Origin of the sequence: Curtobacterium sp. 1310, assembly GCF_017834105.1 — a bacterium.
GTDB lineage: Bacteria > Actinomycetota > Actinomycetes > Actinomycetales > Microbacteriaceae > Curtobacterium.
In genome coordinates this window covers 62,423-76,168 of sequence record NZ_JAFICY010000002.1, presented here as the reverse complement: position 1 = coordinate 76,168, position 13,746 = coordinate 62,423, and the positions used below count along the sequence as shown (strand labels likewise).

Annotated in this window: 10 protein-coding genes; 7 read left to right on the top strand and 3 right to left on the bottom strand. The window is 71.3% G+C overall.

The features are described from left to right. The 3 genes from JOD95_RS04510 to JOD95_RS04500 all read right to left on the bottom strand — a co-directional run bounded on the left by JOD95_RS04510 (position 1) and on the right by JOD95_RS04500 (position 1,678). A complete protein-coding gene (locus tag JOD95_RS04510; protein ID WP_158407736.1) occupies positions 1-153 on the bottom strand; it encodes a hypothetical protein in 153 nt (50 codons plus the stop codon). Between the two features lie 100 nt (positions 154-253). Then, complete coding sequence (locus JOD95_RS04505) at positions 254-571, bottom strand: hypothetical protein (RefSeq protein ID WP_066653100.1); 318 nt, start codon at positions 569-571, stop codon at positions 254-256. 48 nt (positions 572-619) lie between these two features. Then, positions 620-1,678, bottom strand: a complete 1,059-nt coding sequence (locus JOD95_RS04500; protein WP_209683467.1) for a LacI family DNA-binding transcriptional regulator — start codon at positions 1,676-1,678, stop codon at positions 620-622. A gap of 103 nt (positions 1,679-1,781) precedes the next feature. Between JOD95_RS04500 and JOD95_RS04495 the strand changes: the two genes are divergently transcribed. From JOD95_RS04495 to JOD95_RS04465, 7 genes are all read left to right on the top strand, one after another. Next, positions 1,782-3,077: a sugar ABC transporter substrate-binding protein gene (locus JOD95_RS04495; protein ID WP_209683464.1), complete on the top strand. Its 1,296-nt coding sequence runs from the start codon at positions 1,782-1,784 to the stop codon at positions 3,075-3,077. After that, positions 3,077-3,949 (top strand): carbohydrate ABC transporter permease, encoded by an 873-nt coding sequence (locus JOD95_RS04490; protein ID WP_058727596.1) that lies wholly within the window; start codon positions 3,077-3,079, stop codon positions 3,947-3,949. Before JOD95_RS04495 ends, JOD95_RS04490 begins: the two co-directional genes overlap by 1 nt. Further along, positions 3,946-4,911 carry a carbohydrate ABC transporter permease gene (locus tag JOD95_RS04485; RefSeq protein ID WP_200884135.1) on the top strand — a complete coding sequence of 322 codons (966 nt, stop codon included), beginning with the start codon at positions 3,946-3,948 and terminating at the stop codon, positions 4,909-4,911. Before JOD95_RS04490 ends, JOD95_RS04485 begins: the two co-directional genes overlap by 4 nt. Then, positions 4,911-6,290: a cellulase family glycosylhydrolase gene (locus JOD95_RS04480; RefSeq protein WP_066653108.1), complete on the top strand. Its 1,380-nt coding sequence runs from the start codon at positions 4,911-4,913 to the stop codon at positions 6,288-6,290. The genes JOD95_RS04485 and JOD95_RS04480 overlap by 1 nt, the downstream gene beginning before the upstream one ends. A gap of 66 nt (positions 6,291-6,356) precedes the next feature. After that, on the top strand, positions 6,357-9,386 hold the full coding sequence (locus JOD95_RS04475) for a glycoside hydrolase family 38 C-terminal domain-containing protein (protein WP_209683461.1): 3,030 nt from the start codon (positions 6,357-6,359) through the stop codon (positions 9,384-9,386). An 86-nt stretch (positions 9,387-9,472) separates the two neighbouring features. After that, positions 9,473-10,435, top strand: a complete 963-nt coding sequence (locus JOD95_RS04470; RefSeq protein ID WP_209683458.1) for an endo-beta-N-acetylglucosaminidase H — start codon at positions 9,473-9,475, stop codon at positions 10,433-10,435. A gap of 13 nt (positions 10,436-10,448) precedes the next feature. Further along, positions 10,449-13,640, top strand: coding sequence for a GH92 family glycosyl hydrolase (locus JOD95_RS04465; RefSeq protein WP_209683455.1), 3,192 nt, complete (start codon positions 10,449-10,451; stop codon positions 13,638-13,640). Positions 13,641-13,746: the final 106 nt, after the last annotated feature.

The following is a 13,746-nucleotide window of genomic DNA, read 5'->3' as shown; positions in this document are numbered from 1 at the left end:
CTACTCGGCGCGCAGGAAGTCCGCGTACGTGGGTTCCGACTGCACACCCGACAGCAGGGCCGGATCGTTGATCCGGCGCTCGACGTAGGCCGCGATGACCTCCGGCGGGGTGAGCACGTGGGCGACCCAGGACGGCACCTCGTTCCTCTTCACAGTGCCTCCTCTCGTCGGGTCGTGGCCGTCGAACTTCTCGATGATCGTGTAGTTCGACGAAGCGGTACGGGCAGAACGATCCTCGTGATGCGGGTGGAAGTCAATGCGGTGCGTTCCCCGGATGCCGTGGGTCGGCGCGGAGCGTGCGGTGCTTCACGGCCGACCGCCAGACCCAGGCGTCGGCCTGCTGCCCGAACTGCGCCCACTCGACGAGCACGGCGTCACGGGTCCAGCTCTTCGCGAAGCCCTTCACGCGGATGTGGAACGTGGGGAACTGGATCCACGCCCACACTGGTGCGGGGGTGACCGCGTGGCAGACGTCGGGCCCGCGGGCATCCTCCGACAGGGAGTAGGCGCGCGGGCGTTCGACCTCCGGGTGTTCCGGGGGCTGCCACCGGTTCTCGCGACGCCGTCCCACAGGGGTATTCGAACGTGTGTTCGAACCGGCGTCAAGTCAGCCGCGCGGTCAGCGTGTGGAACGGCCGCCGTGCGGGCGTGTCGGTGCGCGACCGGTGGAGTCGCGCACGCTGAGGGTCAGCGAGGGGCCGGGGCGTGAGGGCAGGACCGCGCCCGAGTCGATCTGCTCGCGCAGGAGCACGGCGGCCCGCTGCCCGAGCTCGACCGTGTCGCGGGTCAGGGACGTGATCGCGGGGCGCACGAGGCGGATCATCGCGGAGTCGTCGAACGAGACGATCGACACCGCGTGGGGGACCGCGATCCCCATCTCGCTCGTGACGCCGAGGCCGGCGACGGCGAGCACGTCGTTGTCGTACACGATCGCGGTCGGCCGGTCGGTGCCGGACAGCAGCGTCCGCGTCGCACGGGCGCCGGCCTCCGCGGAGTAGTCCGTCGGGATCGACACCGTCCGCTCGAGCCCCTCGGTCGCGGCGAACGTCTCGAGGCGCGCCGTGCGCATCGCCGTGTGCTCGAACTCCGGAGGACCGGCGACGTGGGCGATGCGGCGGTGACCGAGGGCGTGCAGGTAGCGCAGGACGGTCTCGGTGGCGTGGGAGTCGTCGATCCAGACGCTCGGCGCCGCACCCGCCGGTGACGGGTGGGACCCGACGACGACGGCCGGCATCCCGAGCTCGGCGAGCAGGGCCAGGCGGTCGTCGTCCTGTCTCGGGTCGATCACGACGACGCCGTCGACCCGGTGGCCTCGCCACCAATCCCGGTACGTCTGGAGCTCCTCGTCCGCATCCCGCGCCACGAGCAGGGTCATGCCGACGTGGGTGCCCGCGAGACCGAGCTGGATCCCGGAGATCAGGTCGCCGAAGAACGACTCCGTCCCGAGGGTGCGTGCGGGCCGGTTCAGCACGAACCCGATCGAGCCCGCCCGGGCTCCACCGAGCGCGCGCGCCGCGGTGTGCGGCTGCCAGTCGAGCTCGCGCGCGATCTCCTGCACCCGTCGACGGGTCTCCGGGGAGACGCCCGGTCGGTCGTTGAGCGCGAACGACACCGCGCTGATGGACACGCCGGCTCGGGCGGCGATGTCGGCGATCGTCGTCCGACGCTTCGGTTGCACGGGGTTGACTATAACGCTTTAGTCCCGCACAGTGGCACACAACCCGGTTGCAGCACACGACGGCTGAACCGCTTGAGCAGGATGACGAAGGAGTCACAACGCCATGAGGACCACACCACGACCGACGAGGGGCCGCGCGGCAGCGCTGCTCGCGACCGCGGCGGCCACCGCCCTCGTCCTGACCGGCTGCTCGAGCGGCAGCAGCGGCGCGACCGGCGGAGGGAACGGCAAGGTCGAGGGCACCATCACCCTGCAGACCTGGGCGCTCACGCCGACCTACACGGACTACCTGCAGGGCGTCATCGACGGCTTCGAGCAGGAACACCCCGACGCGAAGGTGAAGCTGCAGGACCAGCCGGGCGACGGCTACGCGGACAAGGTGCTCAGCCAGGCGTCGTCGAACTCGCTGCCGGACGTCATCAACCTGCCGCCGGACATCGCGCTGCCGCTCGCGAAGCGCGGGTTCCTGCAGGACGTCTCGAAGGACGACAGCACGCTGAGCAGCACGTACGTCGCCGGCGCGTTGGACTCGTACGAGTACAAGGGACTCGACGGCACCTACGGCTACCCCTGGTACCTCAACACCGACGTCGACTACTGGAACTCGACGATGTTCGCGAAGTGCGGGCTCGACGCGAACGACCCGCCGAAGACCACCGACGAGCTGTTCACGCAGGCGAAGACCATGCACGAGAACTGCCCGGACGACTACCTGATGAGCCGGAAGCCCGGGCTCGGTGACTTCACGCTCGCCGGCGTCAAGGTGGTCAACGGGGACGGGACGAAGTTCACGTTCGCGGACTCGTCGAAGGCCGCCGACCTGATCGACCGGTACAGGACGGCGTACCAGGACGGCTACATGCCGTCGAACGTCCTCAACAGCGACTACCTCGGCAACTCGACGCTCTTCACCCAGGGCAAGGTCGCCTGGACCACCGGTGGTGCGACCGCGCTCGCCGACATGGAGAAGAGCAACCCGTCGCTCACGGGCAACGTCACCGTCAGCCCGGCGCTCGACACCCCGCCGCTGTACGTGCAGGGCCTGTCGGTGTCCAGCAAGTCGAAGCACCTCGCCACCGCCGAGGCGTTCGCGCAGTACATGACGAACGCGAAGAACCAGGAGGCGTTCGCCCACCAGGTGAACATCTTCCCGTCGACCGTCTCGTCGCAGGCCGACCCGTACTTCTCGAAGGACGACGGCACCGTGAACGGCAAGGCCCGCGTGCTCGCGAACGAGGCGCTCAAGGAGGCGAAGGTCCTCAACCCGGTCGAGGCGAACTCCGCGATGACGGACTTCCTCGACCAGCAGATCGCCCTCGCCATGAAGGGGCAGGCCTCGCCGGAGAAGGCCCTGCAGACCGCGCAGGACAAGATGAACTCGCTCCTGGCCAACGGCTGATGCGCGCCAACCGCTGGTTCACGCCCTGGCTGCTCGTCCTGCCGGCACTCGTCTGGCTCCTCGCGTTCAGCCTCTGGCCGTCGATCAACACCGTCCGGTTGTCGTTCACGAACGCCAGCCCGCTCGGGGGCGTGAGCCAGTGGGTGGGCGTCCGCAACTTCCAGACCCTGCTCGCCGACCCGCAGGTGTGGGAGGCGTTGCTCAACAGCGTCATCTACATGGCGATCTGCCTGCCGCTGCTCACCGTCCTGCCGCTGCTCATCGCGGTGCTCGTGCAGCAGAAGCTCCCCGGGATCGCGTTCTTCCGTACGGCGTACTACACGCCCGTGATCGCCTCGGCCGTCGTGGTCGGGCTCATCTGGACGTGGATCCTCGACGACCGCGGCGTGGTGAACGAGATCGTGAAGGCGCTCGGTGGCGCGGGCATCCCGTTCCTCACCGACCGGTGGCTGCTGCTCATCAGCGCGATCAGCCTGACGGTCTGGAAGGGCCTCGGCTACTACATGATCATCTTCCTCGCGGCGCTCGGGAACGTCGGCAAGGACCTGCACGAGGCCGCCGCCCTCGACGGTGCCGGGTCGGTCCGCCGCTTCTGGTCCGTGACCATGCCCGGTGTCCGCGGCACCATGACGCTCGTCGGCATCCTGGTGTGCGTCAGCGCGCTCCGCGTGTTCAGCGAGCTCTACATCCTCACCAACGGCACCGGCGGACCCGGCGGGCAGGACAACTCGCTCGTCATGCTCATCCAGCAGTACGCCCGCGGCTTCACCGGCAACCTCGGCTACGCGTCCGCGCTCAGCCTGCTGCTCTTCGTGGTGACGCTGGTGCCGATGCTCGCCCTGGCGCGCATGAACAGCAAGGCGGACAAGTGACGAACACGACCAGCACCACGGAACCCGTGATCGGGGGCGCCGCCGGCGTCGCCGCACCCGCACCGGACGTGACCGGCGCGACGGCACGCGGACGCGCCTCCGGTCCGACACCGCGGAAGCGCCGCCGGGTCTGGGGCGTCATGTCCACCCGTGAGAAGGTCGTCCGCTACGTCCTGCTCGTGGTCGTCCTCTTCATCACGATCGGCCCGTTCCTCTGGCAGTTCTCCACCTCGCTCAAGGGTGCGGGCGAGGACATCTACACCGCGAACCCGTCGTTCATCCCGAGCGAGCCGACGTTCGACAACTACCTCAAGGTGGCGGCGGCGATCCCGGTCTTCCGGTACATCGGCAACTCGCTGCTCGTCGCCGCGATCGACGTGTTCGGCAACATCGTGTTCGCCACCCTCGCCGGGTTCGCCCTCGCCCGCCTGCAGTGGCGCTTCCGGAAGCTCGTGCTCGGCCTCTTCCTGGCCACCCTGGTGCTGCCGGGCGAGGCGACGATCATCAGCCAGTTCGTCACGGTCAAGGACCTCGGGCTCGCCGACAACCTGGTCGGCGTCGCGCTGCCGGGCATGATCGCCGCACTCAACGTGCTGCTCATGTTCAACGCGTTCCGGCAGATCCCCGAGGAGATCGACCAGGCCGCGGTGGTGGACGGCGCGAACGCGATGCAGCGCCTCCGGTACATCTCCCTGCCCGCCGTGCAGGGGACCATCGCGGTGATCGCGATCTTCTCGTTCATCGGTGCGTGGGACGACTTCCTCTGGCCGCTCATCGTGCTGCAGTCGCCCGAGAACCTCACGCTGACGGTGGGACTCCAGTACCTGCAGGGCACGTTCGCGACCGACCAGCGCATGATCGCCGCAGGCACCATGATCGCCTTCATCCCGATCGCCGTGATCTTCGCCGTCCTGCAGCGCTTCTTCTTCAAGGGCGTCGAAGAGGGCGGGGTGAAGGGCTGATGCGCTTCGGTGTCAACCACACCCCGTCGGTCGGCTGGTTCCACTCGTGGCTCGACTTCTCGCCGGCGGACACCGCGCGGGACATGGAGCAGATCGCCTCGCTCGGTGCCGACCACGTGCGGATCTTCCCGCTGTGGCCGGTCGTCCAGCCGAACCGGACGCTCATCCGGGAGGCGGCGCTGCGCGACGTCGCCACCGTCGTCGACATCGCCGGCTCCTTCGGGCTCGACGTGAACGTCGACGCGCTGCAGGGGCACCTGTCGAGCTTCGACTTCGTGCCGTCGTGGCTCGACAGCTGGCACCGCCGGAACATGTTCACCGACCCGGACGTGGTCGCGTCGACGGCCGCGTACGTCGAGGCACTCGCCGCGGCGGTCGCCGACAAGCCGAACCTGCTCGGCATCTCGATCGGCAACGAGGTCAACCAGTTCGCGCACGCACCGCACCCCGCACCGCACGACATCACCGCGGAACAGGGACACGCGTGGGCCGCGGCGATGGTCGCGGCGGCGCGGCGCGGGCTGTCCGGTGGGTCCACGGTCGGGTCGTCGGCCGGCCGGGAGGCACCACCCGCGTCCGCCTCGTCGGCTCCTGCCGCCCCCGGGTCGCGACCTGCGCCGCTGGTCACCGTCGCGCAGTACGACGCGGCCTGGTACGACGACACACAGCCCTTCGGTCCGGCCCACGCGGCGGACCACGGCGACGCGACGGTCACGCACTCGTGGGTGTTCAACGGGTCCGCGGCCCTGCACGGCGCACTCGGCGCCGGGTCGGTACGGCACGGGGAGTACCTGCTCCAGCTCGCCGCGGCCTGGAACCGTGAGCCCGGTCGACCGAACTGGCTGCAGGAGGTCGGCGCCCCGACGAACGTCGTCGACCCGGCCGACGCCGCCGCGTTCACCGACCGGACCATCCGGCACGTCGCCGGCGCCCAGGACCTGCTCGGGGTGACCTGGTGGTGCTCGCACGACGTCGCACGGTCGCTCGCCGACTTCCCGGAGCTCGAGTACGACCTCGGGCTGTTCACGAACGACGGCCGGCTGAAGCCCGCGGGCGAGGCGTTCGCCGCCCTGGCCCGGACCGGTCTGCCCGCCCCCGCGGCGCCGCCGACCACCGCGGTCGTGCTGGACGACGTGCTCCCGGACGGCTCGCCCCGGTACGGGGTGCGTGCGGACTGCGCCCCCGGTGGCCGGTTCGCGGCCGCGTGGCTCGCGTGCGCCGAGTCCGCCACGGACGGCCGCGGACCCCAGGTCGTGCTGCGCTCCCGGCTGCCCGACACCGCGCACACCGCGGCCAGGGGCATCAGGAGCACCGTGGAGGTGCCGGACGACCTCGCCGGCACCGCGCTGTCGATCGCCCACCCCGCGACGATGCCCTGACCCCGGCCCACCACGGCCCACCGCCCCGCCCGACCACGCCCCGATCCGTCCACCCGGAAGGACCCCATGCACGACGACATCCCCCTCACCACCGGACGCGCCCGACGGGTCCTCGACGAGCGGATCCTGCCCGCGGTGCACGCGACCGCGGTGCCGCTCGGAGCCGCCTGGCACGAGCTGCCCGGTGAGCCGGTCCCGCCCGCCGCCGGTCTGCAGCTCGACTTCACGCCGTACGAGGTGGGGACGCCGTGGAGCGCGGCCTGGGGCACGACGTGGTTCCGGCTGTCCGGCACGATCCCGCAGGAGTACGCCGGGCAGCGCGTGGAGGCGGTGATCGACCTCGGCTTCGACGAGAACATGCCCGGGTTCCAGTGCGAGGGGCTCGTGTACCTGGCCGACGGCACGCCGGTGAAGTCGATCAACCCGCGGAACCAGTGGGTGCTCGTCACCGAGCGGGCCGAGGGCGGCGAGACCGTCGAGCTCTTCGTCGAGGCCGCGTCGAACCCGGTGCTGCTCGACTACCACCCCTTCCTGCCGACGCAGGAGGGCGACGTGCAGACCTCGTCGTCGAAGCGGCTGTACACGAGCCGCCGGATGGACCTCGCGGTGTTCGCGTCCGAGGTGCACCACCTGTCGCTCGACCTCGAGGTCCTCCTCGAACTCCAGGCCCAGCTGCCCGACGGCCCGCGGCGGATGCGGATCCTGCAGGCACTCGACGACGCCCTCGACCGGCTCGACCTGCAGCACATCGTCGGGACGGCAGCGGACGCCCGCGCCGCACTCGCCGACGTGCTCGCCGCGCCCGCCGAGGCCTCGGCGCACACGATCTCGGCGATCGGGCACGCACACATCGACTCCGCGTGGCTGTGGCCCGTCCGCGAGACGATCCGGAAGGTCGCCAGGACGACCTCGACGATGACCGAGCTCATCGACCAGACCGACGACTTCCTCTACGGCATGTCGAGCGCGCAGCAGTACGCCTGGATCAAGGAGCACCGGCCCGAGGTCTACGCTCGGGTGCAGGCCGCGGTCGAGGCGGGTCGTTTCCTGCCGCTCGGCGGCATGTGGGTCGAGTCCGACACCGTGATGCCGACGGGCGAGAGCATCGTGCGGCAGTTCTCGCAGGGACAGCGGTTCTTCGAGCGGGAGTTCGGCATCCGGCCGAAGGGCGTCTGGCTGCCGGACAGCTTCGGGTACTCGCCGGCGCTGCCGCAGCTCATGCGCCGCGCGGGCTTCGAGTGGTTCTTCACCCAGAAGATCTCGTGGAACCAGGTGAACAAGTTCCCGCACCACACCTTCCTCTGGGAGGGCATCGACGGGTCGCGGGTCTTCTCGCACTTCCCGTCCATGGACACCTACAACTCCCGGCTCTCCGGGGAGGAGGTCGCGAAGGCCTCCCGCCAGTTCCGCGAGAACCGCCTCGCCACGGGGTCGATCGCCCCGGTCGGGTGGGGTGACGGTGGCGGGGGCACGACGCGCGAGATGACCGGCACGGCCGAACGCCTCGCCGACCTCGAGGGCAGCGCGAAGGTCCGGTGGGAGCACCCGGACGCGTTCTTCGACCGGGCGAAGTCGGAGCTGCCGGACCCGCCGGTGTGGGTGGGGGAGCTGTACCTCGAGCTGCACCGCGCCACGCTCACCAGCCAGCACCAGACGAAGCAGGGCAACCGCCGGTGCGAGCAGCTGCTCATCGAGGCCGAGCTCTGGGCCACGACCGCCGCGGCACGCACCGGGTTCGTGTACCCGTACGACGAGCTCGACGCGCTCTGGCAGCAGGTCCTCCTGCAGCAGTTCCACGACATCCTCCCCGGCACCTCGATCGCCTGGGTGCACCGCGAGGCGGTCGCGAAGTACGCGGAGACGGCCGCGGCCCTGACCGCGATCATCGAGGACGCGCTGTCGGCACTCGCCGGCCCCGGGACGGAGACCGTCGTCGTCAACCCGGCCCCGGTCCTCCAGGCCGGTGCTCCCGCGCAGGGTGCGCTCCCGGCGACCGACGTGCCCACCGCGGAGCCGGTCTCGCTGGCCCGGCAGGACGGCGGGTACGTGCTCACCAACGACCTGGTGCGGATCGTCGTGACCGCACAGGGGCTCGTCACGAGCGCCGTCGACCTGGCCACCGGACGCGACGCGATCGCCCCGGGGCAGGCCGCGAACCTGCTGCAGCTGCACCAGGACTTCCCGAACATGTGGGACGCGTGGGACGTCGACCGGTACTACCGGAACCGGGTCGAGGACCTGGTCTCCGTCAACTCGCTCGACGCATCGGTCGACGCCGCCGGGATCGCGCGCATCGTCGTGTCGCGCTCGTTCGGGGACTCCACCGTCACGCAGGAGATCGTGCTCGCGCCCGGTTCCCGCACGCTCGAGTTCGACCAGACGACCGACTGGCACGAGACCGAGAAGTTCCTCAAGGTGGCGTTCCCGCTCGACGTCCGCGCCGAGCACACGGTCGCCGAGACGCAGTTCGGCGCGCAGAAGCGCGTCACGCACACGAACACCTCGTGGGAGGCCGCGAAGTTCGAGACGTCGATGCACCGCTACGTGCTGGTGGAGGAGCCCGGGTTCGGGGTCGCCCTCGTGAACTCGTCCATCCACGGCTTCGACACCACCCGTGACGCCGTCGACGGCCACGTCACCACCACCGTCCGGCTCTCGCTGCTCCGCGCACCGCGCTTCCCCGACCCGGAGACCGACCAGGGCGTGCAGACCCACCGGTACGGCATCGTCGTCGGGACGGACCAGCTCGGCGCGACCGCGGCCGGCATCGTGATGAACGCCCCGGCACGGCGCCTCACGGGCGCCCACGGGTTCGAGCCGCTCGTGCAGGTGTCGGGCGACGTCGTGCTGTCGAGCGTCAAGCTCGCCGACGACCGCTCGGGCGACCTGGTCGTCCGCGTGTACGAGCCGAGCGGGCGGCGGGGGACCGGCGGCATCGCCGTGGCCGAGCCCGGCGTCTTCGGCGACCCGGTCGAGGTGACGCTGCTCGAGGAGGTCGACGACGCCCTGCCGGGCGTCGCCGCGCTCACCGACGGTGTCGCGGCCTTCCCGGTCGACGCGTACGAGGTCCGGACCTTCCGCTACCCGCGCGCCTGAGACCCCCGCCGCCGGGGGTTCGGGATCCCCGGCGGCGGTCCCCGGTCGGCACCGGTCGACCGGGCCACCACTCGATGAGGAGTGACATGAAGCAGTCCGTGAAGATCGGCATCGTGGCGGCGCTCGCCGCGATGCTCGCAGCACCGATGGTGCCGGCCGCAGCGTCGGCGGCACCGTCCCCGACCGGCCTCTCCCACGGGGTCGGCGCGTACCACGGCGTCGGCCACGGGAAGCAGCCGCACGACGTCCCCACGAAGGACGGCCCGACGAGCATCGCCTACGTCGAGGTCAACAACGACCAGCTCGCGAACGTCGGCCGCTACCGGCTCGCGAACGGCGCGAACGCCTTCGACGTGGCGATCATCTTCGCCGCGAACATCAACCGCGACGCGGACGGCAACGCGGTGCTGTACGCCAACGAGAACGTGCAGCGCACCCTCGACGACGCCGCCACGCAGATCCGGCCGCTGCAGGCGAAGGGCATCAAGGTGTCGCTGTCGATCCTCGGCAACCACCAGGGCACCGGCATCGCGAACTTCCCGACGCAGGCCGCCGCCGAGGACTTCGCGGCACAGGTCTCCGCGACCGTCGCGGAGTACGGCCTCGACGGGGTCGACCTCGACGACGAGTACTCCGACTACGGCACGGACGGCACCCCGCAGCCGAACCAGCAGTCGATCGGCTGGCTCGTCAGCGCCCTGCGCGCCGACATGCCCGACAAGCTCGTCTCGTTCTACGACATCGGCCCGGCGTCCGACGCCCTGTCGTCGTCGAGCAGCGCGATCGGTTCCCAGCTCGACTACGCCTGGAACCCCTACTACGGCACGTACTCGGCGCCGTCGATCCCGGGGCTCGGCAAGGACCGGCTCTCGGCGGCGGCGGTCGACATCCAGAACACCCCGCAGTCGACGGCGGTGTCGCTCGCGCAGCGCTCGAAGGCCGACGGGTACGGCGTCTTCATGACGTACAACCTGCCCGACGGCGACGTGAGCTCGTACGTCTCCGGGTTCACGAACGTGCTGTACGGCCAGAGCACGACCCACGAGTGAGGACGACCGACCGATGAGTGCTGAACGCCGTGGCGGCCCGACCGGCCCCGTGACCGCGGTCGCGGCCCGGAACGGGGTCGGGTTCGTCTCGCAGCAGGCGACCCCGATCGAGCAGACCGACCCGACGGGGACCGTGCAGGTCCTCGACGGGCACCGAGGTCACGACGTCGGGCCGACCGACGTCCTGACCTGGGTCTGGTTCCCGGAGCGGTCGCTGCCCGACGGGCGGACCGAGCCGACGACCACGGACCTCGACCGGTTCTGGGCCGCCACGGCGTTCGCACTCGACGTCGTCTTCACCGACGGCACCCGACTCAGCGCGGGCGGCGCCCGCGACCAGTACGGCGACCTCGTCACCCCCGAGGCGCAGGACGACGCCCGCAAGCAGTGGGTCGACCAGTGGAACCGGCGGACCGTCGACCTGTCGGCGCACGTCGGCCGGACGGTGGACCGTCTGGAGGCCCGGCTCGGCCGGGCGGACCGGCCCGCGCCCGACGGTGACCCCGGCACCGCCGTCCGCGGTTGGCTCGACGACGTCCGGATCGGACCCGCCGGGCGCGCGACCGGCCACCTGCCGGAGGGTGCCCGACCGCTCGACCACGTCCGCACCACGCGTGGCACCCACTCGTCCGGCACGTTCTCGCGCGGCAACACCGCGCCCCTCGTCGGGCTCCCGCACGGAGGTGTCTTCGGCCTGCCGATGACCGACGCTGCCGACAGCCGGTGGCCGTACGCCTACCAGGAGCACAACCGGCGGAGCGACAACCGGCCCACGATCCAGGCGTTCGCGACGAGTCACCTGCCCTCGCCGTGGATGGCCGACCGCGGGGTGTTCCAGGTCATGCCCTCCCCGCTCGCCGACCCCGACCTCGACCGGACCGCCCGCGCGCTCGGCTTCGACCACGTCGACGAGGCCGACGGCCCGCACCGCTACCGGGTCACCCTCGACGCAGGCGTCACCGCCGAGATGACCGCCGGGGAGTTCGCCCTCGCGTGGCGGTTCACCGGCGTCCGCAGCATCGTCCTCGACCACCACGGCGTCCTCCGCTCGTGCACGGTCCGCATCGAGGACGGCACCGCGGTCGTCGACGCCCTGCTCGACGACCGGGCCGAGACGCCGCCGCACCACGTGCACGTGCGGATCGGGAACGCCCTCGCCGACCGGACGACGTTCGTCGACGGCGAGCTCCGCGGACGGGTCGAGGTCGCCGGTGACACCGACGTGCTCCTCGGCATCTCCACCGTGTCCGCCGAGGACGCGGTCGCGAACCTCGACGCCGCCGGTGACTTCGACGCGATGCACCAGCACGCCGAGGAACGCTGGACCGCCGAACTCGACACACTGCAGGTCGAGGGCGCCACCCCGGACCAGCTCGTCTCGCTGTACTCCGGCCTGTACCGGGCGTTCCTCCACCCGACCCGGGCGGGGGAGACCGCGCTGACCGGGAGCCCGCGACACCGTTCCCCGTACGGCGGCGTGCTGACCGTGCCGATCCGCGACGAGCCCGGGCCCGAGGTCGTCGACGGCCCGCTCACCACCACGAACGGGTTCTGGGACACCTACCGGACCGCCTGGCCGCTGCTCGCGCTGCTCACGCCCGACACCGCCGCCGACCTCGCCGAGGGGGTCGTCGGCCACTTCACCGACGGCGGGTGGACTCCGCGGTGGAGTGCGCCCGGGGCCGAGGACGTGATGACCGGCACGACGAGCGACACCGTCCTCGCCGACCTCGTGGCGAAGGGTGTCGACGGCTTCGACGTCGAGCAGGCGTACCGGTCCGCGGTGCGGAACGCGACCGTCCCGTCACCGGACCGACGCGTCGGGCGGAAGGGGAGCCTCCCGGGTGACCTCCGCGGGTACGTCGACACGGCGACCGACGAGGGGATGTCGTGGACCCTCGACGCCGCGATCAACGACTGGGGCGTCGCCGTCCTGGCCGACACGATGGCCACGCGAGCCGCGGCCACCGGTGACGCGGGCGGCGAGCGACGGTACCGGGCCGAGCACGAGTGGTTCGCACGCCGCTCGCTCCGCTACCGGAACGTCTTCGACCGGGAGCGCGGGTTCTTCATCGGCCGCACGCCGGACGGCGCCTGGCGGTCCGGGGACGACTTCGACCCGGACGTGTGGGGGAGCGACTACACCGAGACCAACGCCTGGGGCACGATGTTCACCGCTCCGCACGACGGCGCCGGGATCGTCGACCTGCACGGTGGACCGGCCGGCTTCGACGACGCCTTCCAGCGGTTCCTGCAGCGGCCCGAGACCGGCGCCACCGACCGGTCCGGGTCCTACGGGTTCGCCATCCACGAGATGACCGAGGCGCGCGACGTCCGCACGGGGATGCTCGGCCTGTCGAACCAGCCCGCGCACCACATCCCGTTCTTCCCGATGTTCACCGGACGGCACGACGACGCGCACCGCATCGTCCGCGAGTGCCTCGACCGGCTCTTCGTCGGCTCCGACCTCGGTCAGGGGTACCCGGGCGACGAGGACAACGGCGAGATGAGCGCCTGGTACGTCCTCGCCACGATCGGCCTGTACCCGCTGGCACCGGCGACCGGCACCTACGTGCTCGTCCCGCCGTCGGTCCGGCGGACGGTCCTGCGACGGCCGGGAGGCGCGTCCACCGTCATCGAGACCGCCGGGGACGGACGGTTCATCGCGTCCGTCACGGTCGACGGTGAGCCGTGGGGCTCGATCAGCATCCCGCACACGGTGGTCACCGCCGCGGAGCGGATCGTCGTCACCCTGGCGGAGGCCCCGACGGGGTGGGCTGCGGACACCCGACCGGTCTCGGCGTCCGAGCTGCACGGCTTCCGGGACACCCCCGACGACGTCCTGCCCGTGGGGGCGTCGCCCCTGACCGACGACACCGGACTGACCCCGGTGGCGCTCACCGCGGGGGAGTCGGTGTCGGTGCCGGTCACCGCGGCCGGGACGTCCCTGTACACCGTGACCGCGGCAGCGCCGGTGACGGCCTCGTGGCGTGCGGTGCTCCGGAGTGCGGACGGCACGGTGGTGCACGCCGTCGAGGAGCGGGACGCGGCGTTCACCTGGGCCGGGCAGACCCGGGTCTTCCGGTTCGCGGGCGGGGTGACCGGCGGGACGTTGGCGTTCGAGGCTGCCACACCCGTGGTGCTGACGCAGCTGCAGCTCATCGCGGCGGACAGCACGGTCACGGCCGGGACCGACGTGCACTGACCCGGCGCACCCGGTGCTGGTCGGTCCGCCACGAGGGGGACCGGCTTGTACCCCGTTCGTGGGCTGTCGCGCTCCGGGGACACGGGGTGGAATGGACGGTGCAGGA

Coding starts and splice junctions, on each gene's coding strand:
- JOD95_RS04495 (WP_209683464.1), top strand. CDS start 1,782: ATGAGGACCACACCACGACCGACGAGGGGCCGCGCGGCAGCGCTGCTC.
- JOD95_RS04490 (WP_058727596.1), top strand. CDS start 3,077: ATGCGCGCCAACCGCTGGTTCACGCCCTGGCTGCTCGTCCTGCCGGCA.
- JOD95_RS04480 (WP_066653108.1), top strand. CDS start 4,911: ATGCGCTTCGGTGTCAACCACACCCCGTCGGTCGGCTGGTTCCACTCG.
- JOD95_RS04475 (WP_209683461.1), top strand. CDS start 6,357: ATGCACGACGACATCCCCCTCACCACCGGACGCGCCCGACGGGTCCTC.
- JOD95_RS04470 (WP_209683458.1), top strand. CDS start 9,473: ATGAAGCAGTCCGTGAAGATCGGCATCGTGGCGGCGCTCGCCGCGATG.
- JOD95_RS04465 (WP_209683455.1), top strand. CDS start 10,449: ATGAGTGCTGAACGCCGTGGCGGCCCGACCGGCCCCGTGACCGCGGTC.